The organism is Natronomonas salina, assembly GCF_013391105.1.
Taxonomy (GTDB): domain Archaea; phylum Halobacteriota; class Halobacteria; order Halobacteriales; family Haloarculaceae; genus Natronomonas; species Natronomonas salina.
Window position 1 is genome coordinate 24,568 of the sequence record NZ_CP058335.1, and the last position, 24,101, is coordinate 48,668.

The 24,101-nt window shown below is 68.9% G+C and carries 27 protein-coding genes and 1 tRNA gene; 13 read left to right on the plus strand and 15 right to left on the minus strand.

Features of this window, described 5'->3' with window-relative positions:
* Positions 1-136: 136 nt before the first annotated feature.
* Positions 137-535 (minus strand): pyridoxamine 5'-phosphate oxidase family protein, encoded by a 399-nt coding sequence (locus tag HWV07_RS00125; protein WP_178332343.1) that lies wholly within the window; start codon positions 533-535, stop codon positions 137-139.
* Positions 536-697: 162 nt separating this feature from the next.
* On the opposite strand from HWV07_RS00125, the gene HWV07_RS00130 reads away from it, so the two are divergent.
* From HWV07_RS00130 to surE, 3 genes are all read left to right on the plus strand, one after another.
* Entirely contained in the window at positions 698-1,438 is a 741-nt protein-coding gene (locus HWV07_RS00130; RefSeq protein WP_178332344.1) for a prephenate dehydrogenase/arogenate dehydrogenase family protein, read from the plus strand.
* Entirely contained in the window at positions 1,435-2,829 is a 1,395-nt protein-coding gene (locus HWV07_RS00135; RefSeq protein WP_178332345.1) for a small ribosomal subunit Rsm22 family protein, read from the plus strand. The genes HWV07_RS00130 and HWV07_RS00135 overlap by 4 nt, the downstream gene beginning before the upstream one ends.
* A gap of 75 nt (positions 2,830-2,904) precedes the next feature.
* Positions 2,905-3,681, plus strand: a complete 777-nt coding sequence (gene surE / locus HWV07_RS00140) for a 5'/3'-nucleotidase SurE (protein WP_178332346.1) — start codon at positions 2,905-2,907, stop codon at positions 3,679-3,681.
* Positions 3,682-3,699: 18 nt separating this feature from the next.
* On the opposite strand, the gene HWV07_RS00145 is transcribed toward surE, so the two are convergent.
* Positions 3,700-3,984 carry a hypothetical protein gene (locus HWV07_RS00145; RefSeq protein ID WP_178332347.1) on the minus strand — a complete coding sequence of 95 codons (285 nt, stop codon included), beginning with the start codon at positions 3,982-3,984 and terminating at the stop codon, positions 3,700-3,702.
* Between the two features lie 129 nt (positions 3,985-4,113).
* On the opposite strand from HWV07_RS00145, the gene HWV07_RS19610 reads away from it, so the two are divergent.
* Both HWV07_RS19610 and HWV07_RS00155 read left to right on the plus strand, forming a co-directional pair.
* Positions 4,114-4,665, plus strand: coding sequence for a plastocyanin/azurin family copper-binding protein (locus HWV07_RS19610; RefSeq protein ID WP_211694193.1), 552 nt, complete (start codon positions 4,114-4,116; stop codon positions 4,663-4,665).
* A gap of 386 nt (positions 4,666-5,051) precedes the next feature.
* Positions 5,052-6,383: an arylsulfotransferase family protein gene (locus HWV07_RS00155; RefSeq protein WP_178332348.1), complete on the plus strand. Its 1,332-nt coding sequence runs from the start codon at positions 5,052-5,054 to the stop codon at positions 6,381-6,383.
* A gap of 61 nt (positions 6,384-6,444) precedes the next feature.
* Here HWV07_RS00155 and HWV07_RS00160 read toward each other — a convergent pair whose 3' ends face one another.
* The 4 genes from HWV07_RS00160 to HWV07_RS00175 form a co-directional block, all read right to left on the minus strand.
* Complete coding sequence (locus HWV07_RS00160) at positions 6,445-6,747, minus strand: chorismate mutase (protein ID WP_178332349.1); 303 nt, start codon at positions 6,745-6,747, stop codon at positions 6,445-6,447.
* The gene (locus tag HWV07_RS00165) at positions 6,744-7,592 is read right to left on the minus strand and encodes a shikimate kinase (RefSeq protein ID WP_178332350.1); all 849 of its coding nucleotides are present in this window, start codon (positions 7,590-7,592) and stop codon (positions 6,744-6,746) included. Before HWV07_RS00165 ends, HWV07_RS00160 begins: the two co-directional genes overlap by 4 nt.
* Positions 7,593-7,676: 84 nt before the next feature.
* A complete protein-coding gene (locus HWV07_RS00170; protein ID WP_178332351.1) occupies positions 7,677-8,096 on the minus strand; it encodes a VOC family protein in 420 nt (139 codons plus the stop codon).
* A 77-nt stretch (positions 8,097-8,173) separates the two neighbouring features.
* Positions 8,174-8,365 (minus strand): hypothetical protein, encoded by a 192-nt coding sequence (locus tag HWV07_RS00175; protein WP_178332352.1) that lies wholly within the window; start codon positions 8,363-8,365, stop codon positions 8,174-8,176.
* 150 nt (positions 8,366-8,515) lie between these two features.
* Between HWV07_RS00175 and HWV07_RS00180 the strand changes: the two genes are divergently transcribed.
* Both HWV07_RS00180 and HWV07_RS00185 read left to right on the plus strand, forming a co-directional pair.
* A complete protein-coding gene (locus tag HWV07_RS00180; protein WP_178332353.1) occupies positions 8,516-8,983 on the plus strand; it encodes a DUF5796 family protein in 468 nt (155 codons plus the stop codon).
* Positions 8,983-9,225 carry a DUF7508 domain-containing protein gene (locus HWV07_RS00185; protein ID WP_178332354.1) on the plus strand — a complete coding sequence of 81 codons (243 nt, stop codon included), beginning with the start codon at positions 8,983-8,985 and terminating at the stop codon, positions 9,223-9,225. The genes HWV07_RS00180 and HWV07_RS00185 overlap by 1 nt, the downstream gene beginning before the upstream one ends.
* A gap of 21 nt (positions 9,226-9,246) precedes the next feature.
* Here HWV07_RS00185 and HWV07_RS00190 read toward each other — a convergent pair whose 3' ends face one another.
* On the minus strand, positions 9,247-9,702 hold the full coding sequence (locus HWV07_RS00190) for a DUF5793 family protein (RefSeq protein WP_178332355.1): 456 nt from the start codon (positions 9,700-9,702) through the stop codon (positions 9,247-9,249).
* Positions 9,703-9,843: 141 nt separating this feature from the next.
* Here HWV07_RS00190 and HWV07_RS00195 point away from each other — a divergent pair, with 141 nt between their 5' ends.
* The 4 genes from HWV07_RS00195 (at position 9,844) to HWV07_RS00210 (ending at position 14,910) form a co-directional block, all read left to right on the plus strand.
* Entirely contained in the window at positions 9,844-10,416 is a 573-nt protein-coding gene (locus HWV07_RS00195; protein WP_178332356.1) for a DUF7549 family protein, read from the plus strand.
* A gap of 68 nt (positions 10,417-10,484) precedes the next feature.
* On the plus strand, positions 10,485-12,110 hold the full coding sequence (locus tag HWV07_RS00200) for an ATPase, T2SS/T4P/T4SS family (RefSeq protein ID WP_178332357.1): 1,626 nt from the start codon (positions 10,485-10,487) through the stop codon (positions 12,108-12,110).
* Positions 12,111-14,189, plus strand: a complete 2,079-nt coding sequence (locus HWV07_RS00205; protein ID WP_178332358.1) for a type II secretion system F family protein — start codon at positions 12,111-12,113, stop codon at positions 14,187-14,189.
* An 82-nt stretch (positions 14,190-14,271) separates the two neighbouring features.
* Positions 14,272-14,910, plus strand: coding sequence for a class I SAM-dependent methyltransferase (locus tag HWV07_RS00210; protein ID WP_178332359.1), 639 nt, complete (start codon positions 14,272-14,274; stop codon positions 14,908-14,910).
* 13 nt (positions 14,911-14,923) lie between these two features.
* On the opposite strand, the gene HWV07_RS00215 is transcribed toward HWV07_RS00210, so the two are convergent.
* From HWV07_RS00215 to HWV07_RS00230, 4 genes are all read right to left on the minus strand, one after another.
* Positions 14,924-15,868, minus strand: coding sequence for an NAD(P)/FAD-dependent oxidoreductase (locus tag HWV07_RS00215; RefSeq protein WP_178332360.1), 945 nt, complete (start codon positions 15,866-15,868; stop codon positions 14,924-14,926).
* A complete protein-coding gene (locus HWV07_RS00220; RefSeq protein WP_178332361.1) occupies positions 15,868-17,004 on the minus strand; it encodes an ABC transporter substrate-binding protein in 1,137 nt (378 codons plus the stop codon). Before HWV07_RS00220 ends, HWV07_RS00215 begins: the two co-directional genes overlap by 1 nt.
* A 64-nt stretch (positions 17,005-17,068) precedes the next feature.
* Positions 17,069-17,941 (minus strand): ABC transporter ATP-binding protein, encoded by an 873-nt coding sequence (locus HWV07_RS00225; protein ID WP_178332362.1) that lies wholly within the window; start codon positions 17,939-17,941, stop codon positions 17,069-17,071.
* Positions 17,941-19,050, minus strand: a complete 1,110-nt coding sequence (locus tag HWV07_RS00230; RefSeq protein WP_178332363.1) for a FecCD family ABC transporter permease — start codon at positions 19,048-19,050, stop codon at positions 17,941-17,943. The genes HWV07_RS00225 and HWV07_RS00230 overlap by 1 nt, the downstream gene beginning before the upstream one ends.
* Before the next feature lie 163 nt (positions 19,051-19,213).
* On the opposite strand from HWV07_RS00230, the gene HWV07_RS00235 reads away from it, so the two are divergent.
* Positions 19,214-19,284, plus strand: a tRNA-Gly gene (locus HWV07_RS00235).
* A 48-nt stretch (positions 19,285-19,332) separates the two neighbouring features.
* Here HWV07_RS00235 and HWV07_RS00240 read toward each other — a convergent pair.
* The 3 genes from HWV07_RS00240 to HWV07_RS00250 all read right to left on the minus strand — a co-directional run bounded on the left by HWV07_RS00240 (position 19,333) and on the right by HWV07_RS00250 (position 21,424).
* On the minus strand, positions 19,333-19,806 hold the full coding sequence (locus HWV07_RS00240) for a hypothetical protein (RefSeq protein ID WP_178332364.1): 474 nt from the start codon (positions 19,804-19,806) through the stop codon (positions 19,333-19,335).
* 194 nt (positions 19,807-20,000) lie between these two features.
* A complete protein-coding gene (locus HWV07_RS00245; RefSeq protein ID WP_178332365.1) occupies positions 20,001-20,156 on the minus strand; it encodes a hypothetical protein in 156 nt (51 codons plus the stop codon).
* Between the two features lie 95 nt (positions 20,157-20,251).
* On the minus strand, positions 20,252-21,424 hold the full coding sequence (locus HWV07_RS00250; protein ID WP_178332366.1) for a M24 family metallopeptidase: 1,173 nt from the start codon (positions 21,422-21,424) through the stop codon (positions 20,252-20,254).
* Positions 21,425-21,522: 98 nt separating this feature from the next.
* Here HWV07_RS00250 and aroA point away from each other — a divergent pair, with 98 nt between their 5' ends.
* Complete coding sequence (gene aroA / locus HWV07_RS00255) at positions 21,523-22,842, plus strand: 3-phosphoshikimate 1-carboxyvinyltransferase (RefSeq protein ID WP_178332367.1); 1,320 nt, start codon at positions 21,523-21,525, stop codon at positions 22,840-22,842.
* A gap of 167 nt (positions 22,843-23,009) precedes the next feature.
* Here the strand turns inward: aroA and HWV07_RS00260 are convergent, their stop codons facing one another.
* Positions 23,010-24,044 (minus strand): guanosine monophosphate reductase, encoded by a 1,035-nt coding sequence (locus HWV07_RS00260; RefSeq protein ID WP_178332368.1) that lies wholly within the window; start codon positions 24,042-24,044, stop codon positions 23,010-23,012.
* Between the last annotated feature and the right edge of the window lie 57 nt (positions 24,045-24,101).

The window sequence follows — 24,101 nt, forward strand, 5'->3', positions numbered from 1 at the left end:
GCTGAGGTGCGACACAGCGGCTGAACTGACGGTGGTATATATACGGCCGGGCGTGAGGTCCGGTCGCGGCCGCACGTGGTCGGTAGAAGGATCGTGATCGTTCGACTGCCGACTCGTCTCCGGCGAATCTCGAGGACTACCCGCCCGTCAGGACCTCGTCGGGGCGGATGCGCAGGATGATCCGTTCGGACTCGATCGGCTGGGGGTACTCGTCCTCGCCCATGTACCGCCGGGCGAGTTCGTCGATGTGCTCGCGGGCGCCCTCGGTGGTGACCTCGTCGACCTCGCCGGTCACCGACAGGAACCGGTAGGGGTTCTCCGGGTCGGTCATGCTGACGGCCACGGTCGGGTCGCGCTCCACGTTCTGGGCCTTCCGGCGGTGCCGTTCGGTGTTGACGAGGATCCGGTCGTCGTCGGCGTCGTAGTCGACCCACACCGGCGTCGAGTGGGGCTTGTCCTCCGGACTCATCGTCACCACGTGGGCGAACGTCTCCTTCTCGAACAGGTCCTGGTATTCGCCTGGAATCTCCGACATGCTTCGTCGTTGTACCGCTCGACAGATAGACCTGTCCGCGAACGGGCATTCGGAATCCGGCACATCGCGACGTGATAGCTCGCCGGATGGATTCGGTCAGCAGCGGTCTCCCCGCCTCCCCGGAACGAACGCCTTTTGAGCGACGCGGGGCAATCCGGGGCCATGCAACTGCTGGTCGTCGGCGCGGGTGAGATGGGGCGGTGGTTCGCCCGGTCCAGCGGCGCCGACGAGGTCGCCTTCGCCGACCGCGACCGGGCCGTCGCCGAAGCGGCCGCCGACGCACTCGCCGAGACCACACCATCCCGTGCGGTGCCGCTGGACGGGGACGAGCGGTTCGACGCGGTCTGTCTCGCGGTGCCGATGAATACTATCCCCGGTGCCGTCGCCGAGCACGCCGACCGGGCGACCGAGGCGGTCGTCGACGTCTCCGGGGAGATGCGCGACTCCGTCGCCGCGTTGCGCGAACACGCCGAGGGTCGGGAGCGAGCGAGCTTCCACCCGCTGTTCTCGGCGTCGAACGCCCCGGGGAACGTCCCAGTCGTCGTCGACGAGGACGGTCCCGTGGTGGCGTCCATCCGCGAGACGCTGTCGGCGGCCGGCAACGAGGTCTTCGAGACGACGCCCGCGGAACACGACCGGGCGATGGAGACCGTCCAGGCGAAGGCCCACACCGCCGTGCTGGCGTACGCGCTCGCGGGCGACGACGTCGACCCGCGGTTCCACACGACGCTGTCGGCGCCGCTCGGCGACCTCGTCGCACAGGTCGTCGACGGCACCCCCGAGGTCTACGCCGACATCCAGGACCGGTACGACGGCAGCGAGGCGGTCGCCGAGGCCGCCCGGACGCTCGCCGACGCGGACCGCGAGGCGTTCGTCGACCTCTACGAGGACGCCGGCCGATGACCGACACCGACGCCATCCTCGACAACGCGCGGTACCTCCGGAACGTCCGCCCGATCGACCCCGAGGAGATCTACGAGTACGTCGACGGCCAGCCCCACCCGGCGGTCGTCCGGCAGACCCTCCGCGAGCACGTCTTCGAACTCGGCCTCCGCGAGCGCGAGGACGGCACCTTCGTCCCCGTCGAGGAGGGACCGGTCTCGTCGACGTTCGCCGGCGTCGAACGCTTCCCGGAGGAGCACGCCCGCCGGCTGGAGGACCTGCTCGTCGAACGGTACGGTCCCGGCTGGCCCGACGGCGACAGCGGCGACGACCTCCGCGAGCGCATCGACCGCATGAAGGAGGCGTACTTCGCCGACGCGGCCGTCACGTACGACGCCGACACGGCGCTGGCCTACGCCATCTACCACCTCCCGGACTACTACGCGGCGATCCAGTACCTCCTCGACGACCTCGCCCGCGACGGCCTGCTCGCCCGGAAGCTCCGCGTCCTCGACGTCGGCGCCGGGACGGGCGGCCCCGCGCTCGGTCTCCACGACTTCCTGCCCGACGACGCGCTCGTCGACTACGACGCCGTCGAGCCGAGCGAGGCCGCCGACGTCCTCGAGGAGATGCTCGCGGCGACCCGGCCGGGCTTCGACGAGACGGTCCACCGGGAGACCGCCGAGGCGTTCGACCCCGAGACGGAGTACGACCTCGTGGTGTTCGGCAACGTCCTCTCGGAACTCGAGGCGCCCGCCGACGCCGTCGAGCGGTACCTCGACGCGCTGGCCGACGACGGGACGATCGTCGCGCTGTCGCCAGCCGAGGAGCGGACCGCGACCCGCCTGCGGGAGATCGAACGCGACCTCGTCGACCGTCGACGGGCTGCTACGGTCTACGCCCCGACGCTCCGGCTTTGGCCGAGCGAGACGCCGGACGACTACGGCTGGACGTTCCGGCGGGAGCGCGACCTCGAGGTACCGTCCTTCCAGCGGCGCCTCGACGAGGCCGCCGCCGGCGACGGCACCTACGTCAACGTCGACGTGCAGTTCGCCTACCTCCTGCTGCGGACCGACGGCCGCCGGGCCGTCGAGTACGAGCCCGACCCCGACGAGGTGGCGAAGATGGCCGAGATGGAGCGGCACGTCACCGACCGGATCGACCTCGACGCGCTGAAGCTCTCGCCGAACCTCGCCGACGAGGGGAACCCGCTGTTCAAGGTCAGCGACGGCTCCGAGCAGGTCGACCACTACGCCGTGTTGACCCGGGAGTCGGCGCTCAACGAGGACCTCCAGCGGGCGCCCTACGGCGCGCTCCTGCGCTTCGAGAACGTCCTCGCGCTGTGGAACGACGACGAGGAGGCGTACAACCTGGTCGTCGACGCCGAGACCGTCGTCGACCGGCTGGCCTGAACGCGGCACCGACTGTCGACCGCCGAGCGGCCCACCTCCCGACGCGCTTTTGCGACGGGCCGACGCAGGCCGGGTATGGACATCCTGCTGACGAACGACGACGGCATCGAGGCCGTCGGGATCCGGGCGCTGTACGAGGCCCTCGAGCCGGTCGCCGACGTGACGGTGGTGGCGCCGGCCGACGACCAGAGCGCCGTCGGACGGCAGCTCTCGCACAACGTCGAACTCCACGACCACGAACTCGGCTACGCGGTCGACGGCACGCCGACCGACTGCGTCGTCGCCGCCGTCGGCGCCCTCGACTTCGACCCGGACCTCGTCGTCGCCGGCTGCAACGAGGGCGCCAACCTCGGCGAGTACGTCCTGGGGCGCTCCGGGACCGTCTCCGCCGCCGTGGAGGCCGCCTTCTTCGGCGTCCCGGCCATCGCCGCCTCCGTCTACTTCCCGGTCGGCGACGTCACCTACGAGGAGCTCGAGCCCGATCGCGACGACTTCGCCGAGGCCGCCCGCGCGGTCCGGTACCTCGTCGAACACGGTCCCGGCGTCGACGTCTTCGAGGGCGTCGACTACCTGAACGTCAACGCGCCGCTGCCGCCGGAGTCGGGCCACGCCGAGATGGAGATCACCCGCCCCTCGCACGTCTACGAGATGGACGCCGAACGCGAGGGCGACACCATCCGCATCCGCGACGGCATCTGGCAGCAGATGGCCGAGGGCGACATCTCCGACCCGCTCGGCAGCGACCGCCGGGCCGTCGTCGAGGGCCGTGTCAGCGTCTCGCCGCTCACCGCGCCGCACACGACAGAGGACCACGAGGCGCTGGACGGGCTCGCGGAGACGTACGGCGAGTGACCGCGAGTCCGCGGCGCCTCACCCGGAGAAGCCGAAGGCCTCCTGGTCGATCTCCGTCTCGACGTAGTCCGAACCGCGGTCGGACACCTCGTAGTACTCGCCCTCGCGGTCCAGTTGCCTGACGAGGCCCGCGTCCTCCAGTCCCGACAGCGCCTCGTTCACGGCGGTCGAGCCGTGGGACTCGTCGGCGTAGGCGTCGAGGTTGGCGACGATGCTGTCCGGCGAGAGCGCGACGCCCGCCTGGTAGAGGACGCGCATCACCGGCTCGGTCGCTTCGGTCTGTTGGTCGGATGACAGCTCCATATCGAGACGCACACATCGAAGCCTGTTAACTGGTCTGCCGGCGGACCGACCCGGGTACCCACGCTGGCCGGCCGGCGAGTAATCGCGCCGACCGAAAATACTGTCAATGAAGTGAACGAACCCGGACGTATGAGCGACGGACCATCCCGTCGACGGCGAACAGTCCTGACAGCCTGTGCGGCCGGCCTGGCGTCGCTGGCCGGCTGTGGGAATCCGCTCTCGGACTCCGGCGACGACGGCCAGAACGGCACGTCGGGTGACGAGCCGAACGGGACGTCGGGGAACGAGACGACCGGAAATGGGACGAACGGGACGTCGGGGAACGAGACGAACGGCGGTACGGGCGGGGGTATCGACGCAGGATCGACGATCCGCCTCGGCGGCGAGAGCCAGGGCTGGGTCGGCGAGGAACCGGAGTCCATCGCCGGCGAGACGAACCCGCCGCTCCAGCTCCAGGCGGGCGAGACCTACGAGATCGTCTGGGAGAACCTCGACGGCGCGGAGCACGAGCTCATCTTCGTCGACGAGAACGGTGAGGAGGTGGCGGCCTCCGAGTCCTCGGAGTCGGAGGGCGAGACCGTCTCCATGGAGGTCACGGCCAGCGAGGAGTTCGCGGAGTACTTCTGCGAGTACCACCCCGAGGCGATGCGCGGCAGCGTCGAGGTCGCCGCCGGCGAGTAGGGCCGACAGTCGGCCCCGGACGACGGCCGTCGGCGTTAGCGGATCGGGAAACTGCCCCGAATATCGTCGTGTAGGTGGGGTTCATCTGTACGTTCTACCGGTACAGCGATCGGCAGAATCGGCTCTCTCCGAACCTCAGTCCCTGGGATCTGCTGGTGCAGGGAACTCGCATATGGGCCTAACTAGTCCCGTACCGTCTCAGATGAGGAATATCAGCTAACTGAAAATATCATACTGTTTCTATATACCGAATAATTAATTAGAGCCTGTTGAAGTATAATCTATATGCACCTAGCCCTGATTGGACCGATAGTAGATTCACCGGCTGCACCGGATCGGACGGCCCCAAGTCGGTATTCTCCCCGGTAGCACCTCTCTTATCAACAATGAATATCGACCACCGATGGTTTCGCGTGTTCTTCGTGGTGTTACTCGTCGTCCTCCTGCTGCCGTTCCCCTACTCGTATCTCACTGCGGCCGATTCGTACACGTACGATTCGAGCGTCGGGGAGCAGGTCGCACCGGAACGAAACGCTACGACCGTCATCGTGGCAGACAGCCACGGGGGTGGGTCCGTCGCCTCGGTCGCACCCGATGGGACACTACAGTACTACAACACCACGTACGACGCGTATCACGACGTCGATCAAGTTACAGGGCAACCCTCCACCGTCGAGTACATCGCCCACGAGATCATCCCCGCGAGTCAGTGTGCTGGCGGGACAGCCGGGAACGGGGACTGCTATCGAACTGTCATCGAACGGTTGGACGTGGAAACGGGCGAAACCACGCAGCTCTACAGTCGAATCCGACCGAAGCGAGGCTCCACGGCCGCCCACGACTTCGACCGCATCGACGAGAACCGGGTCGCGATCGCGGAGATCGGAGAGCCCGACCGCGTCTCTATCGTGAACACCGAGACCGGCATCATCACGTGGACCTGGGACCCCCAGTCGGATCTCCCTGTCACGAGCGGCGGGATATTCCCCGACGACTGGACGCACCTCAACGACGTCGAGGTGCTGAACGATAGCCGGATCATGGTGAGTCTCCGCAACCAGGACCAGGTAGTGTTCGTGAACCGCTCGACCGGTATGAACGACTCCTGGACGTTGGGCGAGGACGACGACCACGACACCCTCTACGAACAGCACAATCCCGACTACATCGACGCCAGTCGTGGGGGACCAGCGGTACTCGTCGCCGACTCCGAAAACAGCCGTATCGTCGAGTATCAACGCGAGGGAGAGTCGTGGACCCGATCGTGGGAGTGGAGCGACGACCGGTTACAGTGGGCGCGCGACGCAGATCGGCTCCCGAATGGCAATACACTGATTACTGATACGAACGGCGGACGGGTACTCGAAGTAGACCGTCAGGGGGAGATCGTGTGGTCGATGGATTACGCCGGCCCGTACGAGGCGGAACGGCTGACGACACAACCCGAGAGCAAAGATGGGGAATCCGCGCAGTCGAACGAGCTGGTGTCACGAAGTGAGGGGGGAGGACAGACCAGCAGTGAGGGCGGAACGAGTATCACGCGGGCGGTGGTCGATCTGTTCCCACCCCTGCTCATCAACGGCGCACTGTACATGCTCCCGGTCTGGGTCACTCCGATAAGCGTCGTCTGTCTGTTCGGCGCAATCGCCGTCGTTATCGGATGGGCCGGATTCGAACTGTACCACTCTCCGTACCGAATATCGGTCACGACCGAATAGTACGTCAAATGTGAGTGGGCTCCTTCCGTCCCTCTGATATTCTGTATCGGGCGGTCTCCGCCTACCGTGTCTCCCGCTGCTCGACCTTGTTCAGCTCGATGAGCAGCCGGAAGATGGCCTTCACGAGGTTCGCGTCGACGTCGAACTGCTCGGCGTTGTCGCCGGCGCGCTCCATGACGGCCTCCTCCTGGGACTCGTCGGTCGTCGGCAGCCCCTTCTCGCGCTTGACGGCCGCGATGCCCTCGGCGACGTAGGTCCGCTGGGCGATGAGCTCGACGATCTCGCGGTCGATGGTCTGGATCTCCTCGCGGAGTTCGTCGAGATCCATCTCTGCCGGGTCGCCTCGCTCTGGTTGGTCGTTCATCTCGTCGTCGCTCCGGTCTGTTGTGTCGTCGTGAGCCATGTGTGTCCCTCTCGTTCGCTCCAGGTGCCCTCGAGTTCCTCCAGCGCCGCGCGGTCGCCGACGGCGGTGTAGCTCGGTCCCGTCCCGGACAGCGACGCCGCGCAGTCGGGCATCGCCTCGACGACGGGCTCGCTCGGGAACCCGAGCGCCGCGCAGAACGCGAAGCCGTTGACGCCCATCGCCCGCTCGTAGTCGCCGTCCAGCGCCAGGTCCCGGACCACGTCGGCGGTCGGCGCGACGCGCTCGCAGCGCGAGACGTCGGCGTCCGCCGAGAACGATCGCTCCTCGGGCGTGTAGACGAGGACGTCCCAGTCGGGTTCGTCCCGGCGGAGCAGTTCGTCCTCGGCGTTGTCGGTGACGGTGACGCCGCCGAGCATGGAAGCGGAGGCGTCGTCGAAGGCGCCGGTCACGGTCACGCCGGCGTCGCGGGCTGCCTCGACGCCGAGGCGACAGGCGTCCTCGCGGTCAATCGCCTCGAGCGCGTCGAGCGCGTCGAGGGTCGCAAGCACTGTCGCGTTCGCAGCGGCGCTGGAGGACTTGAGTCCGGAGGCCATCGGCACGTCGCTCTCGGTGCGGACGTGGCCGCCCTCGCCGTCGCCGAACCGGTCGACGACCATCTCGACGCAGCGCTCGACGAGCCGGGTGTCGGCGTCGGGCGCTCCGGCGACCTTGCCGGTCACGGGCCCGGACGCGTCGAGTTCCACCGTCGCCTCCGTGTAGGCGTCGATGGCGAACGCCGACCCGTAGCCGTTCGCGAGGGCGTTCAGCACCGTGCCCGCCGCCGGGGCGGCCGCGCGACCGTTCATCACCTCTCTCTCGCCGTGGCGGCTACAAAGCGGTGGCGGTTAGCGCAAGGCCGAACCCGGAGCGCTCCGGCGTTCCATCCCCGATCAGGCTTCCAGCAGTTCGACCAGGTGTCCGTCCGGGTCCCGTATGAACACGAGGCGCGTGCCGCTGGCGGTGGTCTGCGGCTCGCTCACGCGCTCGACGGCCGCCGGCAGGTCGTCGACGAACGCGTCCACGTCGTCGACGGCCAGTCCGAGGTGGGCGGCGCCCGGCTGATTCAGTTCGGCGCCGGTGTGGTCGTCGCCAGCGGGTTCGTACTCGACGAGTTCGACGCGGACGCCGTCGGCGTCGAGGTGGGCGAACGACCCGGACGCCCCCGGGACATCGACCGCCGTCGCGAACGCGTCGCCGGCGACCTCGAACCGGTCGCGGACGTCCAGTCCGAGGCCGTCGCGGTAGAACTCGACCGACCGCTCGAGGTCGGTCACGGTCAGTCCGACGTGGTGTGCGGAGAGGTTCGGCACGTTCGACGGGTCGCTCGCACGCGGAGAAGAGCTTTCGAAATCGGCGCCTCGCCGGGAGAGTCGCGGTTAGACTGGGGTCAGCGCTCCAGGTACGTCACGTCGCGTTCGACCTCGTAGCCCTTCGGCACCCCGACGATCTCGAGACAACCCTCGCAGAGCGGTTTCTCCATGTCCTTGTTGTTCTGGCGTTCGAGCACCACGGCGTCGGCGAGCGGGACGACCGCGTCGCAGCGACTGCAGACCGTCTTGTTCCCGTCGATGATCTCCATACCGATTCCAGGTCTGTCGACGAGTAAGCGTTCTGTCCCGTTTCGAGGACCGATATCAGTCGGTTCGGGACGTGTGCGACGAAATAAATCGCTTCCGGGGGTCGCGTGCCAATCGCCTCCCTTTTGACCGTACCCGTCCAACGGCCGGCAATGAGCTACCGAAGCGACGTCGCTCCGGAGACGCTCCAGATCTCGCTGGAACCGGAGGGGATCGAGGTGGAGTACCTGGACGGCCGGTCGGTGTTCTACCACGGCGTGCCGGCCGTCCGCGAGGGGTCGGTCGTCTGCGGGCCCGGCAAGGACGTCCACGTCCTCGTCACGTCGCCGGACGAGCGCGAGGGCGTGATGGTCTACGTGAACGACCGGGACACCCACGACGAGATCCTCGAGACGACGGGCGTCGGCCGGGTCCTCCTCGAGCGGGACGAGGAGACGTCGCTGTTCCCCGGCGTCGACGCGACGAACCACGGCTACCGGATCGAGGTGACGGCCGACCCCGAGGCCGCCCGCGGGCGCGTGTTCGTCTTCGCGGAGGACGGCCGCGGTGAGTCCTCCTACGAGATCGTCGCCCCCGAAAACGGCGGGGACGCCGAGGGCGAGAGGACCGGAACCGAGTGATGCCACTGAAGAAGGCCTGGGAACCGCTCGAGCGAGCGACCGTCGGCAAGGCCCCGGACCGGTACGGTATCTACGAGCTCGGGGACGCCGACGGGACCGTCCTCGCGGTCGAGCACGGCCCGCTCCGGGACAGTCTCAAGGAGGCGCTCGCCTACGGCGACGGCGAGCGGGTGCGCTGGAAGGCGACGCAGAACCGCGAGCAGGCCGAGCGACTGGTCGAGGAACACAGAGAACGACTGTAGCGGCCAGAAGCGAGGCCGGCCTCAGATCTCGACGCCGCTGGGGATGAGGCTCCGGCTGCGGAGGAGCTCCCCCTCGGCGTCGTAGACGAGCAGCGTCGACTTGTCGTAGGTCGCGAGACGGTCGCCGTCGGCCTCCACGACGATTCGGTAACGGTCCTCGGAGTCGCTCGTGTCTCCGAACTCGCGGGCGGCGTCGATGAACGCGAAGACGTCGTCGGCGTCGGCGTTGAGCTCGAAGGCGTACTCGCCGGTGACGCGGTCGGCGATCGCCACCACGCCGGTCGGGTCGTCGTCCTCCAGGGCGTCCTGGAGCCGGTAGGCGACGTCGATCTCCTCGTCGTCGAGGATCGAGTCGCCCTTGCTGAGCTGGGTCTCCAGCTGGTCGGTGGGCCCCTCGTAGGCGATGGTGACGACCGGTCGCTCGGCTCCGGCCCCGGCGACACCGTCGACGGTCAGAGTGAAGTAGTCACGCCGCATCCCTTAGTGGAGGGTCGTACGGTATCCGTGGGCATGAACGTAACGCCCCCGTCAGACGCGGCCGGCTCGTCGGAGCCGTGCCACGACTATCGGCGTGAGCCCGGCGATATCTTTTACCGCCTGGGGAGTCCCCGACGCTGTATGTGGGTCCGCTCGGAGTACGCCGGTGAACTCGCGGTGCTGTCCGCGTGGCTGTGTGCGCTGCTGCCCTGGAGCATCTCCTACGGCAGCGGCCAGGGGATACGCCTGATCCGCGTCCACTTCCTCTACGTCTACTTCCAGTTCGCCCCGGGTTCGGGGCTCTCGAACCTCCTGGACACGACCGTGTTCGTCCACGAGGCGGCCGGCTTCGCCGACAACACGTCGGTCGTCTTCGGCTACCGGCTCTGGCTGCTCGGCATGGCCATCGTGACGCTGGCGCTCGCACTCAGCGTCGCCTACTACCGCCTCGACGAGGACCTCGAGGCGCGCTCGCCGATCGACCCGGTGCGGCTGATGGGCGGACTCCTGGTCGCCGCCGCCGCGCCGCTGGCCGCCGCGACCTACTTCCTGCACGCCGGCCTCGTCGGGTTCACGGTCCCCGTCGGCGTCCTGTTCATGCTCGTCCTCGGCGGGCTGTTGCTCCTCGTCGAGCGGACCGACGACGTCGCCGACGCGACGGGCGCCGTCCCAGAGGGGCCGAACAGCCCCGTCGAGGACGACGTTAGCGACTGAGCCAGCCGCGCTATTTATCTGGGAGGGCCGCACACGTAACTGGAAAGTGTTGGGGGAAGGTGTGACAGATGGCGAGTGACCGTCGCGGCGGCACGGTGGACGGCGTCCGCGAACAGCTCGTCCGCACGATCGAGATGCTCCGCGGCTCCCGGGTCCCCGGGGAGCCGTTCCGCCCCGGCGAGCACGGGCTGGTCGTCGAGGACCGCTCGTTCGACGACCGGGAGATCGAACGCTACTGGCTCAACGCCCCCTTCTCGTACGCCGTCGTCACCTACAGCGACGACGACAACAAGCACCTCTACCGGGTCGTCGAGCCCGAACTGGACCGCTTCGAGTCGGACCTCCTCGAGACGCTGTACGACGACGTCAGGACGCCGCTGCTCTACAAGACCGAGGAGGGGACCCCCGAGGACATGCTGCGCAGCGAGCTGCGGAGCCGCCTGGAGAAGTACGCCGTCGACGTCGACGTCGCGGGATTCTACCGGCTGTACTACTACCTCTACCGTCGCTTCCAGGGGTTCGGCCGGCTCGACCCCCTGATGCACGACCCGAACATCGAGGACGTCTCCTGCGACGGCTACGAGATCCCACTGTACGCCTACCACGACGGGTACCAGGACATCGAGACGAACGTCTCCTTCCACGAGGAGGAGCTGGACAGCTACATCGTCCGGATGGCCCAGCAGGCCGGCCGGCACATCTCCGTTGGGAACCCGGTCGTCGAGACGACGCTCCAGGACGGCTCGCGGGCCGAACTCGCCCTCGGGGAGGAGGTGACCCCCCGCGGGTCGGCGTTCACCATCCGGAAGTACTCCGACGAGCCGCTGACGCCCATCGACCTCCTGGAGTTCGGCACCTACTCGCTCCAACAGATGGCCTACCTCTGGCTGGCCATCGAGCACAACCGCAACATCATCTTCGCGGGCGGGACGGCCTCGGGGAAGACGACGTCGATGAACGCCATCTCGATGTTTATCCCGCCGCGGTCGAAGCTCATCACCATCGAGGACACCCGCGAGCTGGCGTTACACCACGACAACTGGCTGTCCTGCGTCACCCGCGAGCGCCTCGACGAGGGGTCGAACGTCACGATGTACGACCTGCTGCGGTCGGCGCTCCGGCACCGCCCCGAGTACATCCTCGTCGGCGAGGTCCGCGGCGAGGAGGCGATGACGCTGTTCCAGGCGATGAATACCGGCCACACGACGCTGTCGACGATGCACGCCGACTCGGTGCAGACCGTCATCAACCGCTTAGAGAACGAGCCCATCAACGTCCCGCGGCCGATGGTCCAGTCGCTGGACGTCCTCTGCGTGCAGACGCTGGCGCGGTTCGGCGGCGAGCGGGTCCGGCGGGCCGACGCCATCGCCGAGATCGAGGGCATCGACCAGCGGACCGGCGAACTCGACTACACCTCCGCCTACAGGTGGGACTCCGGCGCCGACACGTTCAGCGAGGGGAACAAGAAGCTCCTCGAGGAGATCCGCGAGGAGCGCGGCTGGTCGCAGTCGACGCTGCTGCAGGAGCTCCGGCACCGCCAGCGGTTCCTCAAGTACCTCTGGGACCGGGACATCACCCAGTACCAGCAGTTCACCGCGATGGTGAACCGCTACTACGCCGTCCCCGACCAGGTGATCGCACAGATCGAGGACGTCGACCTCGACGCCGACGGCCGCGAGGCGCCGAGCCCGTAGATGTGGCGCTACGTCCCGCTGCTGGCGGTCCTGCTCGTCGGCTGGACGTTCCTCCTGGCGGCCTACAGCGACTGGATCGACGCGATGCTGTCGCGGCTGGCCTTCTGGCTGTTCCGCGGCGAACGCGTCCAGCCGGCACCGAAACGCGAACGGCTCCTCCGGACGGCCGCCATCGGAACGCCCTACCGCGAGTACGTCACGAAGACCTACCTCTACGTCCTCGGGCTGGGGACCGCCGGCGCGATTCTCGGCGTCTACGTCGGGATCGGACTCCTCGTCCTCGGACGGTCGCTCGGCATCGAATCGCGACCCTCGCTCCCCTCTCCCGGCATCTTCACCAACGCGCCGGACGTCTCGTGGCTCGGGCCGCTCCTCGCGCGCGTCGCCGACTTCGACGGCATCGTCTTCCTGTGGTTGCTCGCCGCCAGCGCGACCGCGGCCGTCTTCGGCGCCGTCGGCACGTACCTCGTCCGCTGGAAGGTCCCGTCGCTGCGGGCCGACACCCGACGGCGCCAGATCGACGCCGGCATGCCCCAGATGGTGGCGTTCGTCTACGCGCTCACCCGCGGCGGGATGGCGTTCCCGGACGTGCTGCGGGCGCTCTCCCGGAACCAGGGGATCTTCGGCGAGGGGGCCACCGAGTTCGGCGTCGCGGTGCGCAACATCGACCTCTTCGGCGTCGACCTCGTGACGGCGGTCCAGGACCTCTCGAAGCGGACACCCTCCGAGCAGTTCGAGAAGTTTACCGAGAACCTCGCGAGCGTCCTCCAGAGCGGACGGAACCTCTCGGCGTTCCTCCACGAGCAGTACGAGCGCTACCGCGAGGAGGCCGAGGAGCAGCAGGAGGAGATCCTCGAACTGCTGGCGACCACCGCCGAGGTGTACGTCACCGTCGTCGTCGCCGGGATACTCTTCCTCGTCACCATCCTGCTCATCATCGGGCTGACCGCCGGCGACACGCTGTTGCTCATCCAGCTCATCGCCTACGTCGTCCTGCCGCTGGCGAACCTGCTGTTCCTCGCGTACCTCGCGGAGGTTACCGGACCGCTTCGTGCGACCCGCGACGACGACCGCACCGTCCTCGAGGACTCGACCGTCAGAGGCACCCGCGGACCGTCCCGGACCGACGGCGGCTACACCCGCCAGGGATCGCGGGCCAACCACGACCGGCTCCGCGCCTACGAGCGTGTCCGGTCGCTCGCAGGGACGGTCGCCTCCCCGGTCAAATCGGCCATCGATCGGCCGATGCTCGTCCTCTACGTGACGGTCCCGATCGCCGTGGCCGTCACCGCCTACCGACTCCCGGCGGCGTTCGTCGCCGGGAGCCTCGCCGTCGAGGTCCTCGACGATATCGTCGTCCAGGCAGTCCTCTTCGTGATGGGCACCTTCGCGGCGTTCTACGAGGTGAACAAGCGGCGCTCGCGGCGCCTCGAGGAGTCCATCCCGGACCTCCTCGAGCGGCTGGCCAGCCTCAACGAGGCCGGCATCGCCGTGGTCTCGTCGTTCGAACGGGTCCGCGGCAGCGACATCGGCGCCCTCGACCAGGAGGTCGAGCGCATCTGGCGGGACGTCCAGTGGGGCGCGACCGTCGCGCAGGCGCTGGACCGCTTCGAACGCCGCGTCCGGACGCCGTCGATCACCCGCGTCGTGACGCTGATCACGAACGCGATGCGGGCGTCCAACGAGATCGGCCCGGTGCTCCGCATCGCCGCCGAGCAGGCCCGCGCCGACCGCCGGCTCCGCCGGCAGCGCCGCCAGGAGATGCTCACCTACCTGGTCGTCATCTACGTCTCCTTCGTCGTCTTCCTCATCGTCATCGCGGCGCTGGACTACGTGCTCATCCCGAACCTGCCCGACACCAGCGGCATCAGCGTCCAGAACGGGCCGAGCATCCTCGGGAGCTTCTCCGGCGGCGACGAGGACGCCTACCGGCGGGCGTTCTTCCACACCGCCCTCATCCAGTCGACGCTCTCCGGGCTCGTCGGTGGCATGATGGGCGGCGGCTCCATCAAGGACGGCGTCAAGCACGCCACGGTCATGCTGGCGATCACCTACGCCGTCCTGACGCTGCTTGGGTGAGACGGCTGTCCGGGCGGTGGAAGCCGCCGAGATTCCTGGACCGTACCGCCGCGTTCATGGTCACACCGCCTGCAGAACCCGCATGGCCGACCCGGACCGGCGGGACGTGCGCGCGACGTACGAGCGCATCGCCGAGCACTTCGCGACGACGCGGGAGTACGCCTGGCCGGAGGTCGTCGAGTTCTGCGAGGGTCGACGGGCGAGGACGGCCCTCGACGTCGGCTGCGGGAACGGGCGGCACGCCGAACTGCTTACCGAACACGCCGACAGGGTCGTCGGCGTCGACGCGAGTCGAGGGCTACTGTCGGTCGCCAGGGAGCGGGTTCCCGACGCCCATCTCCTGCAGGGCGACGCCGCCGAGTTGCCGCTGACCGACGGTTCCGTCGACCTGGCGGTGTACGTCGCGACGCTCCACCACCTGCCCACCCGCGGACTCCGTCGGCAGAGTCTGGACGAACTGGCGCGAGTCCTCGCTCCCGGCGGGACGGCGCTGGTCAGCGCCTGGAGTACGGCGCACGACCGTTTCGACGCCTCGGCGGACGACTCGGAGGGGTTCGACGCCGACGTCGACTGGACGCTCCCCGGCGGCGAGACGGTCCCCCGATTCTACCACGTCTACGCGCCCGCGGAGTTCGACGCGGACCTCGCCGCGAGCGCGCTCACGGTCGTCGACAAGCGGGTCTCAAGCGGGAACTGCTACGCCGTCGTGGAACCGGTCTGACGAGGGTCTCGAGTCAGTCCTGCTCTCGATCCATCGACTGGTCCGAGTCCGCGTCCCCGGACTGCAGGTACGCTCGCATCCTGTCGTCGTCGAGGTGTTCGAGGAGGCGCTCGTCGTCGAGATGCTCGAGGAGTCTGTCGTGGGCTCGGTCGCGGCGGAGCTCGATCTCCGCGTCGCTGAGGTAGACGTCGGCGCGGCGTTCGACGTCGGCCTCCCGGAGCGCTTCGAGGTGCCCGGCGTCGCCGTCGTAGTCGTCGGGGACGCGGTCGTCGAACCACTCGCGCCAGCGATCGCGCCACTCCGGGTCGCGTTCGGCGTCCCGGCGGAGCCAGTCCCAGTGGTCGGCGAGGGTATCCGGGTACCCCTGCTCGCGCCGCCGGTCGGCGATGAGCGCGCGGGCTACCCGTGCGCCGCGGGCGGCGGAGAGTATGGCCTGCGCGTTCTGCTCGCCGGCCGGCGCCGCGACGTAGAGGCCGTCCACGGGCGTCCGACCCTCGGCGTCGGCATAGTCGAGGTCGAAGCGCTCGTCGACCGCACCGTCCTCGCCCTCGACGGTCCGGAACATCGCGTCGCCGTCGAGCGGCCGGAGGTAGTCGCCGCCGTAGCGCGTGGCGGCGACGACGCGGTTGGCCGTGACTCGGCGGCCGGACTGGGTCTCCAGTTCGAACGCCGAACCGTCCGGCCGCTCGACCCGTTGGACCAGCTCCCGGACGACGTCGCAGCCGGCTTCCGTCGCGTGGTCGTACATCAGGTCGTAGAACGTCTCCACGTCGATACCGGCGGGGAAGCCGAGGAAGTTCTCCAGGTGGGCACACTGGCGGAGCGAGGCGTTCCCGCGGTCGAAGACGACGGTGTCGAGGCCGTATCGGGCGGCGAAGACGCCCGCGGAACACCCCGCCGGCCCGCCGCCGACGATCGCGACGTCGCGGTCGACGGGGTCGCTCCGGCCGCCGGCCATCAGAAGTCGCCGTTGACGATGTCTGCGACCTGCTGGCGGTCGAACAGCTCCTCGTCGACACCGTAGACCTGGCCGGCGGCGCGCTCGGTCAGCACGAGGTTCGTGATGGGGCCCTGGTAGAGCGGGCCGCCGCGGTAGACGTCGCCGCTCTGGACGGCCGCCAGGTCGCTGGCGACGTCGTGGTCCTCCATGAACGCGACGACGGTGTCCTGGAACTCCTCGCGGGTCTTGGCCTCGTGGCCTCGGAACAGGAGGACGTCCGGATCGATCTCCAGGAGGGTCTCGTAGTCGACGCTCCCCCGAGAGCTGTGGAAGTCCCGGACGTCGGTCTCGGCGAAGGCGTCGCGGACGCCGAGGTCGCGCCACTGCTTGAAGCTGGTCCCCTCGCCGATCAGGTACGGGGAGAACTCCTCGGGTTCGTCGCTGCCGGCCCACATGATCGCGACCGTGGGACGCTCGGACTCGTCCTCGGGGACGATCTCGTCGAGCGACGCCTGGAACTCGTCGTGGAGGTCGACGAAGGCGTCGTAGCGGTCCGTCGCCTGGAAGACCTCGGCCAGCTTGCCGAAGGCCTCGTACAGCGAGAGGTACGGGTAGTCCTGGTGCCACTCGTAGCCCGTCGAGAAGATGCTGTTGCCGAAGAAGGGAGCGATGCGGTCGCCGACCTCCTCGATGTCGCTTTCGTCCCACCCCTTGAAGCGGTTCATCAGGAAGTTCGGATCGATAACGTGGACGTCGGCGTTCAGCTCGTAGAACCGCTCCTTGTCGACGCCGTCCTGGTAGAGGGCGACCACGTCCTCGGTGTCGACCTCGACGTCGGGGATCTCGTCGTAGTACCGGGTGTGGTAGCGGGAGGTCATCCAGACGGCTGCCGGCGGCTCCCGGCCGAGCGCGGTCCCCATGTCCGCCCAGCTGGCGTTGTTCGCGACCCAGGTCTCGGGGACGCCGTCGAACTCGACGGTTCCGACCGGCTCCATCGTCACGGAGTAACTGTCGCCGCCCGAATCGCCCCCGGCCTCGTTCGACCCGTCGTCGGAGCCCGGAATCGACGTACAGCCGGCGAGAGCGCCTCCGCCCGCCACGGCCGCGCTCACTCGCAGTACGCTCCGCCTCGTCGGTCGCGTCTGATCGGTCATCGTGTTTTAGGCTCGCCTAAAAGTGTATAAGCGTTCTGGAACTCGGCGAGGCGGGGCGGAACGGTCAGCGGTCGTCGTCCGCGAGCGCCCGCTTCGGGAGGATCTGGAGCTGCGGCTCGTACTCGACGGTCGCCTCGACCTGGAAGACGTCGGCGAGCAGCTGTTCGGTCACGACGTCCTCGGGCGGTCCCCAGTCGTACAGCTGGCCGTCGCGCATCGCGACGAGGTAGTCGGCGAACCGCGCCGCCTGGGAGATGTCGTGGAGGACGATCGCGACGGTCACCCCCTTCCGCTCGTTGAGCTGGCGGACGGTCTCCAGGACCCGGAACTGGTGGTAGAGGTCGAGGAACGTCGTCGGCTCGTCGAGCAGGAGGACGTCGGTGTCCTGGGCGAGCACCATCGCGATCCAGGCGAGCTGCTTCTGGCCGCCGCTGAGCTGGCCGAGTTCGGCGTGCCGGAGGTCCTCGACGCCGGCCAGCTCGAGTGCGCGGTCGACGGCCTCGCGGTCCTCGGCGGTGACGCTGTCGAAGAAGCCGCGGTGGGGGTACCGGCCATGGTAGGCGAGGTCCTCGACGGTGATGCTCCCGAGGGACTCGTTCTCCTGTGAGAGGATGCCGAGTTCCCGGGCGAGCTCCTTCTGGCCGAACGAGTCCAGGTCGTCGCCGCGGAGCCGCACCACGCCCTCGTCGGGGTCGAGGTGGTTGGAGAGGGCCTTCAGCATCGTGCTCTTCCCGCTGCCGTTCGGCCCGACCAGCGCCGTCACCTCGCCTTCGGGGATGTCCAGGCGTGCGCAGTCGACGACCGTCTCCTCGCTCGTCGGGTAGCTCAGCGCGAGGTCCTCTCCGACCAGTGCGCTCTGGACGACGTTGCCGTTCCCGTCGGTGATCCGGTTCGTCTCCGCCGTCTCGGTCTCGGTCTCCGTCTGTGTTCCGTCCATCAGAGTTCACCCATGGAGTCCTGCTTGCGCATCAGGTAGAGGAAGTACGGCCCGCCGAGCAGTCCCGTGACGACGCCGACCGGCATCTGCTGGCCGCTCAGCGCCAGTCGGGCGCCGACGTCGGCGGCGACCATCAGCGCCGGCCCGGCGAACAGGCAGCCGACCATCAGCTGCCGGTAGTCGCTCCCGACGACGTTCCGGACGATGTGCGGGACGACGAGCCCGAAGAAGCTCACGATGCCCGCCACGGAGATGGCGACGCTGGCCGCCAGGATGGCGACGCCGGACAGCAGGAACCGGACGCGCTCGACGCGCATCCCCAGCGACTGGGCCGTCCGCTCGCCGAGCAGCAGGAGGTTCAGCTGCCGGGCGCCGGCCAGCGCGATCAGGATCGCGATTGCGGCCGGGATGATGGAGAACCGGACCTGCTCCCAGCCGGTGCCCGTCAGCGAGCCGGTGATCCAGGCGATGCCGGTCTGGACGACGCCGAGGTCGTCGGCCATGAAGAACAGCCCGCGCTGCAGGGAGTGGAACACCATGTTGACGATGACCCCGGCGAGGACGAGCCGGACGGGACTGGTCCCGCCCTTCCAGGCGATGGCGTAGACGATCAGGAACGCGACGGTGCCGCCGGCGGCGGCGATGAAGGGGAGGAACGGCGCGAGCCCGCTGAAGACGACGAGCGTCGCCAGCACCGCGAAGCCCGCCCCGGAGCTGACCCCCAGCACGAACGGGCTGGCGAGCTCGTTGCGGGTCACGGCCTGGAAGACCGCCCCCGAGACCGCCAGCGTCGCGCCGGCGATCATCGCGACGAAGACCCGCGGCAGCCGGATGTTCCAGACGATGAGGCTTCGGCGGTCCATCTCCGGCATCTCGCCGCCGAGCAGGAAGGCGTTCCAGGCGGCGGGGTCGAACACTACCTCGGGGTCGAAGACGGCCGCCCAGGCCTCGAACAGCGTCATCGAGAACGACCCGAAGCTGACCTGGACGAGTCCCCCGAGGACCGTGATCACCGCGCTCCCGAGGCAGAACAGCACGAGAGAGCTTGTGACCCACCCGTCGTGCTCCCGGGCGGAACGGTCGGCGGCAGCGGAGTGAGAGCTCGCCATCTGGTTTTAGGGAGGCCTAAAGGACGCTTATGGATTTCGGTCCGTGGTCGGGGATAGCGAGGAGACGAACCGCGGGGAACGGAAAGGTCCTTAGGGGGAGGCGTATTAGCCTCGATTGCGAGACGGGTCGGCGATTGCGGTGCGCGGCGAGCGAAGTGAGTGAGCGCCGATGGTCTAGTGGTAGGACCTGAGCCTTCCAAGCTCATGGCCCGGGTTCAAATCCCGGTCGGCGCATCTCGTGACGACCGGACTACTTACCGAATAGCGGCGTCTTCCGCTACCTCACCGCGGCTCGGAGAACTCCTCGGGGTCGACCACGCCCTCGTCGAGCATCTCGAGCCGGCGGCCTCTCGTCCGGTAGATCTCGGCGATCATCTGTTCGAAGGACTCGAGCAGTTCGTCGAACGACTCCGCCTCGAGTGCGACCTCCACCGGCGGTTCGATGAGGAGCTTGAGCTCGGAGTCGAACTCGCAGTGCAGCGCGTACCCGTCTTCGTCCAGTTCGATCTCGGCGAGGAGGAACGGTGGATTGGTCAGCGTGAGCAGCCCGTCCTCGAGTTCGACGTACTCGGGGGCCGCCTCGGGCGGGTCGCTGTCACCGAGGGAGTACGCGCCGAGGTCCCTGGCGACGTCCTGGTCGCCGACTGGCGAGACGTCCTGGACGAGCGTCTCCAGGGCGACGGCGAGGAAGCGCTCGGTGCGGGGGCCGTCGAAGACCTGTCCCTCCTCGGGGAACGACGGCGGAACGTCCGTCATCGTGTGGTGGTTTCGCGCAGAGCGACTTAACCGGACGGGACGCGACGTCGCCGTGGCTCCGGGAGTAGAATCGAACGGCGGCTCAGGAGTGGTCGTCGTCACACGGGGCTCGGAGCGGGGGTAGGAGCCTCATCATCGCCGCCGGCGGTCGGTAGGCGGCGGGGGCTATTGTACCTTGCCGGACCGGCCGAGCCTCACCCCTCGAGCAGCCGGAACTCGTTGCTCCCGCAGCGACAGCTGGGGTTCCCCACGGTCCGGATCTCGCCGCTGGGGTCGACCTCGACGGGCTGGACCGACTCGCACTCCTCGCAGACGGCGAGACCGTGTCTCGGATCGTCGCTGCTGGCCATGTCACGTGGTCGGTGCGGGCGCGCTAAGAGGTACGCCGTCGAACGGCGGTCGAAAGGGACTGAACACTTTTACCCACTCGCAGAAGTCGAGAACGTTACGCCACCCGCAGGGACTTCTCGTAGTCCGTGAGGTTCTCGTAGCCGTCCTCGGTGACGACGACGAGGTCCTCGATGCGGACGCCGCCGACGTTGGGGTCGTAGAGGCCCGGCTCGACGGTGACGACGTGACCGGCCCGGAGTTCGTTGTCCTGCTCGGAGAGCCGTGGCGACTCGTGGATGTCGAGGCCGACCCCGTGGCCGGTGGTGTGGATGAACCCCGTCTCGGTGGTCTCGTCGGCCCGGAGCGTCGGCTGTCCGGCGTCCTCGTAGACGTCGCAGACCGCGCCGTGGACCTCGCTGCCGGAGACGCCCGCCGCGATGGCGTCGAGGGCGGCCGTCTGTGCCTCGAGGGTGAGGTCGTACCACTCCGCGATGGTCTCGGAGGGCTCGCCGACGCAGAAGGTGCGGGTCATGTCCGCGTAGTAGCCGGTCTCCTTCGACCGCGGGAAGATGTCGACGATGATGGCCTGGTCGGCCGACAGCGGGCCGGAGCCGCGGTCGTGGGGGTCGGCCGCGTCCGCGCCGCAGGCGACGATGGTCTCGTCGAGCGCGCAGCCGTGCCGGAGCAGTTCGATCTCGATCTCCTGTTTGACGCGCTCGGCGGTCAGCGCCTCGCCGTCGTGGACGAGCGTGCCGTCGTCGACCGTCGCGGCGGCGAGGAGCTCCTCAGCGCGGGCCATCGCCGACTCGTTGGCCTTCTGGGCGGCGCGGACGTGCTCGACCTCCTCGTCGGTCTTCGTCGCGCGGATGTCTCCGACGACGCCGTCGTGGTCGGCCCGCACCTCGACGCCCAGGTCGCGGAGGCCGTCGGCCGTCCCCAGCGGGAAGTCGGTCGGCGCCGAGACGGATTCGACGTCGTGGGCGTCGAGGAACGCCGCCAGGGTGCGGTGGCCGCCCTCGGTGGGGCCGTACTCCTCGACCTTCGCGCGGTGGTCGTAGTCGGAGTGCCGCTCGACGCCGTCGGCGCGGGCGTTCCGCTTCGCGCGGCCGTACTCCAGCGCCGAGACGAGCAGGTGCACCTCGCCGGTGTAGAGGGTGACGAACGGGTCGGGCGCGGTGAACCCCGAGAGGTACCGCTGGTCGGGGGCCTCCCCGTCCGCCTCGATCAGGTAGCCGTCGACGCCCGAGTCGCGGAGGTGGGCGTCGAGCTTCGAGAGGTCCGGTTCCATACCGGACCGCGGGGCGGCGAGACCATATGGATTGCCGTCCCGGAAGCCCCACAGTCCGCAGTCGGTAGCCTCTTTTCCGGGGGCCGCAAGCGGGGGATATGGACGTTCGCATCTCGCCGTCCCGCGTCCGGGGGACGGCCCGCGCGCCGCCGTCGAAGAGCTACACCCACCGGGCCATCCTCGCGGCCGGGTACGCCGACGGCGCGGTGGTCCGGAACCCGCTGTTCAGCGCCGACACCCGCGCGACGGCCCGCGCGGTGGAGGCCTACGGCGGCGCGACCGAACGGACGGACGACGACCTCGAGGTGGAGGGATTCGAGGGCGACCCGGCGACGCCCGAGGACGTCATCGACTGCGCGAACAGCGGGACGACGATGCGGCTGACGACGGCCACCGGGGCACTCGTCGACGGGCTGGCGGTCCTGACGGGCGACGACTCGCTGCGCTCGCGGCCGCAGGGCCCGCTGCTGGAGGCGCTCGAACAGCTCGACGCGAGTGCCGACTCGACGAGGGCGAACGGACAGGCCCCGCTCGTCGTCGGCGGCGGGATCGGCGGCGGGTCGGTGCGCATCCCAGGAGACGTCTCCTCGCAGTACATCACCGGGTTGCTGATGGCCGGGGCGGTCACCGAGGGGGGCGTCGAGATCGACCTGACCACGGCGCTCAAATCGGCGCCGTACGTCGACATCACCCTCGAGGTCCTGGACGACTTCGGCGTCGAGGCGGCGGTCCTGGGCGGGGACGACAGCGACATCCGCTCGTCCGGCGCGGACGGCTTCCGCGTCGAGGGGGGCCAGACCTACGCCCCCGAGGGCGGCGAGTACCACGTCCCCGGCGACTTCTCCTCGATGTCGTACCTGCTCGCCGCGGGCGCGCTGGCCGCCGAGGACGAACTGGTCGTCGAGGGCGCCCACCCGAGCGCGCAGGGGGACTCGGCGATCGTCGACGTCCTCGAACGGATGGGCGCCGACGTCGAGTGGGACCGCGAGGCGGGCCGGATCACCGTCGGCCGCTCCGACCTGGAGGGGATCGAGGTCGGCGTCGCGGACACGCCCGACCTCCTGCCGACGATCGCGGTGCTGGGCGCCGCGGCGGAAGGGACGACCAGAATCACCGACTGCGAGCACGTCCGGCTGAAGGAGACCGACCGCGTGGCGGCGATGGCGTCGGAACTCTCGAAACTGGGCGTGGACGTTGACGAGTACGAGGACGAACTCGTGGTCCACGGCGGCGACATCGACGGGGCGACCGTCGAGGGCTACGACGACCACCGCATCGTCATGTCGCTGGCCGTCGCCGCCCTGGTGGCCGACGGCGAGACGAGGATCGAGGGCGCCGAGCACGTCGACGTCTCCTTCCCCGACTTCTTCGACGTCCTCGCGGACCTGGGGGTCGCCCTCGAGGGGACGGATACCTAATTACCAAGGCATAATATTGACCCTTGTACCGTCGAAAGCAGGAGATGCGTTGGGTCGATGACCCTCGACCGGCGCACTGCAGTGGTCCACCTGCACGGATCGGGTATCCCCACCCCCACATCCCGTTCTGGCTTTTCACACCGGCGAGCCGCCGCACCCGGTAACCGTCAGTCCTTCCGCGCGAACCCGTGAGCGCCGTTGCGGCCCTTCGTCGTCTCGTTGACCTCCATGAACTCCGCGTTCTCGCGTGCGGTCTCGAGGTCGTGGGCGCCCGCGTAGGAGAACCCCGAGCGGAGGCCGGCGGCGAACTCCTCGAGTCTGGGCCCGACGGGGCCGGTGTACTCGGTGACCGCCTCGACGCCCTCGTCGGCGTCGACGTCGCCGTTCTTGTCGTCGCGGTCCTCGGCGGCCGCCGCCGTCGACATACCCCGGGAGCGCTTGTACCGCTGGCCGTCGAGCTCGACGATCTCGCCGGGCGACTCGTCGCAGCCCGCGAAGAAGCCGCCCATCATGACCGCGTCGGCGCCGGCCAGCAGCGCCTTCACGGCGTCGCCGGACGTCCTGATTCCCCCGTCCGCGACCGTCGTCACGCCCCGCTCGCGGGCCTCCGCGGCGCATCGCTCGACGGCCGTGAACTGCGGGACGCCGAAGCCCGTCACCTCGCGGGTAGTGCAGTGTGAGCCGGGGCCGACGCCGACTTTCACGCAGTCGGCGCCCGCCGCGGCGAGGTCGGCGACCCCCTCGCGGGTGGCGACGTTGCCGGCGCAGAGCGGCGTCTCGGGGAACCGCTCGGCGAGTTCGGCGGTCGCGTCGAGTGTCCGCTCCATGTGGCCGTGGGCGACGTCGACGACGAGTATCGCGGCGCCGGCGTCGACGAGCGCCTCTGCCCGGTCGAGGTGGTCCTCGGCGATGCCGACGGCGCCCGTCGCCGCCAGTCCGTCCTCGGCGACCGACCGGACCATCGCGGCCTGCTCCTCGACAGTCAGGAACCGGTGGACGACGCCGAGCCCGCCGACCTCGGCGACGGCCCGGGCCATCTCGGCCTCGGTCACGGTGTCCATCGCCGCGGTCAGGACCGGCACCGACAGCTCGAGGCCGTCTGCCAGCTCGGTCGAGAGGTCGACGTCGTCCCGCGAGTCGACCGGCGACCGCTGCGGCACGAGCAACACGTCGTCGTACGAGAGTCCCGTTTCGTAGGGCATACGCAAACCTTCACCGGATAACGTACCGGGCGTTATAAGCCCGTCGGAGTGACTCAC

Bases quoted from the DNA above. Each gene is read 5' to 3' on its own strand.
- HWV07_RS00125 (WP_178332343.1), bottom strand. From the start codon at position 535: ATGTCGGAGATTCCAGGCGAATACCAGGACCTGTTCGAGAAGGAGACG.
- HWV07_RS00130 (WP_178332344.1), top strand. From the start codon at position 698: ATGCAACTGCTGGTCGTCGGCGCGGGTGAGATGGGGCGGTGGTTCGCC.
- HWV07_RS00135 (WP_178332345.1), top strand. From the start codon at position 1,435: ATGACCGACACCGACGCCATCCTCGACAACGCGCGGTACCTCCGGAAC.
- surE (WP_178332346.1), top strand. From the start codon at position 2,905: ATGGACATCCTGCTGACGAACGACGACGGCATCGAGGCCGTCGGGATC.
- HWV07_RS00145 (WP_178332347.1), bottom strand. From the start codon at position 3,984: ATGGAGCTGTCATCCGACCAACAGACCGAAGCGACCGAGCCGGTGATG.
- HWV07_RS19610 (WP_211694193.1), top strand. From the start codon at position 4,114: ATGAGCGACGGACCATCCCGTCGACGGCGAACAGTCCTGACAGCCTGT.
- HWV07_RS00155 (WP_178332348.1), top strand. From the start codon at position 5,052: ATGAATATCGACCACCGATGGTTTCGCGTGTTCTTCGTGGTGTTACTC.
- HWV07_RS00160 (WP_178332349.1), bottom strand. From the start codon at position 6,747: ATGAACGACCAACCAGAGCGAGGCGACCCGGCAGAGATGGATCTCGAC.
- HWV07_RS00165 (WP_178332350.1), bottom strand. From the start codon at position 7,592: ATGAACGGTCGCGCGGCCGCCCCGGCGGCGGGCACGGTGCTGAACGCC.
- HWV07_RS00175 (WP_178332352.1), bottom strand. From the start codon at position 8,365: ATGGAGATCATCGACGGGAACAAGACGGTCTGCAGTCGCTGCGACGCG.
- HWV07_RS00180 (WP_178332353.1), top strand. From the start codon at position 8,516: ATGAGCTACCGAAGCGACGTCGCTCCGGAGACGCTCCAGATCTCGCTG.
- HWV07_RS00185 (WP_178332354.1), top strand. From the start codon at position 8,983: ATGCCACTGAAGAAGGCCTGGGAACCGCTCGAGCGAGCGACCGTCGGC.
- HWV07_RS00190 (WP_178332355.1), bottom strand. From the start codon at position 9,702: ATGCGGCGTGACTACTTCACTCTGACCGTCGACGGTGTCGCCGGGGCC.
- HWV07_RS00195 (WP_178332356.1), top strand. From the start codon at position 9,844: ATGTGGGTCCGCTCGGAGTACGCCGGTGAACTCGCGGTGCTGTCCGCG.
- HWV07_RS00200 (WP_178332357.1), top strand. From the start codon at position 10,485: ATGGCGAGTGACCGTCGCGGCGGCACGGTGGACGGCGTCCGCGAACAG.
- HWV07_RS00205 (WP_178332358.1), top strand. From the start codon at position 12,111: ATGTGGCGCTACGTCCCGCTGCTGGCGGTCCTGCTCGTCGGCTGGACG.
- HWV07_RS00210 (WP_178332359.1), top strand. From the start codon at position 14,272: ATGGCCGACCCGGACCGGCGGGACGTGCGCGCGACGTACGAGCGCATC.
- HWV07_RS00215 (WP_178332360.1), bottom strand. From the start codon at position 15,868: ATGGCCGGCGGCCGGAGCGACCCCGTCGACCGCGACGTCGCGATCGTC.
- HWV07_RS00220 (WP_178332361.1), bottom strand. From the start codon at position 17,004: ATGACCGATCAGACGCGACCGACGAGGCGGAGCGTACTGCGAGTGAGC.
- HWV07_RS00225 (WP_178332362.1), bottom strand. From the start codon at position 17,941: ATGGACGGAACACAGACGGAGACCGAGACCGAGACGGCGGAGACGAAC.
- HWV07_RS00230 (WP_178332363.1), bottom strand. From the start codon at position 19,050: ATGGCGAGCTCTCACTCCGCTGCCGCCGACCGTTCCGCCCGGGAGCAC.
- HWV07_RS00240 (WP_178332364.1), bottom strand. From the start codon at position 19,806: ATGACGGACGTTCCGCCGTCGTTCCCCGAGGAGGGACAGGTCTTCGAC.
- HWV07_RS00245 (WP_178332365.1), bottom strand. From the start codon at position 20,156: ATGGCCAGCAGCGACGATCCGAGACACGGTCTCGCCGTCTGCGAGGAG.
- HWV07_RS00250 (WP_178332366.1), bottom strand. From the start codon at position 21,424: ATGGAACCGGACCTCTCGAAGCTCGACGCCCACCTCCGCGACTCGGGC.
- aroA (WP_178332367.1), top strand. From the start codon at position 21,523: ATGGACGTTCGCATCTCGCCGTCCCGCGTCCGGGGGACGGCCCGCGCG.
- HWV07_RS00260 (WP_178332368.1), bottom strand. From the start codon at position 24,044: ATGCCCTACGAAACGGGACTCTCGTACGACGACGTGTTGCTCGTGCCG.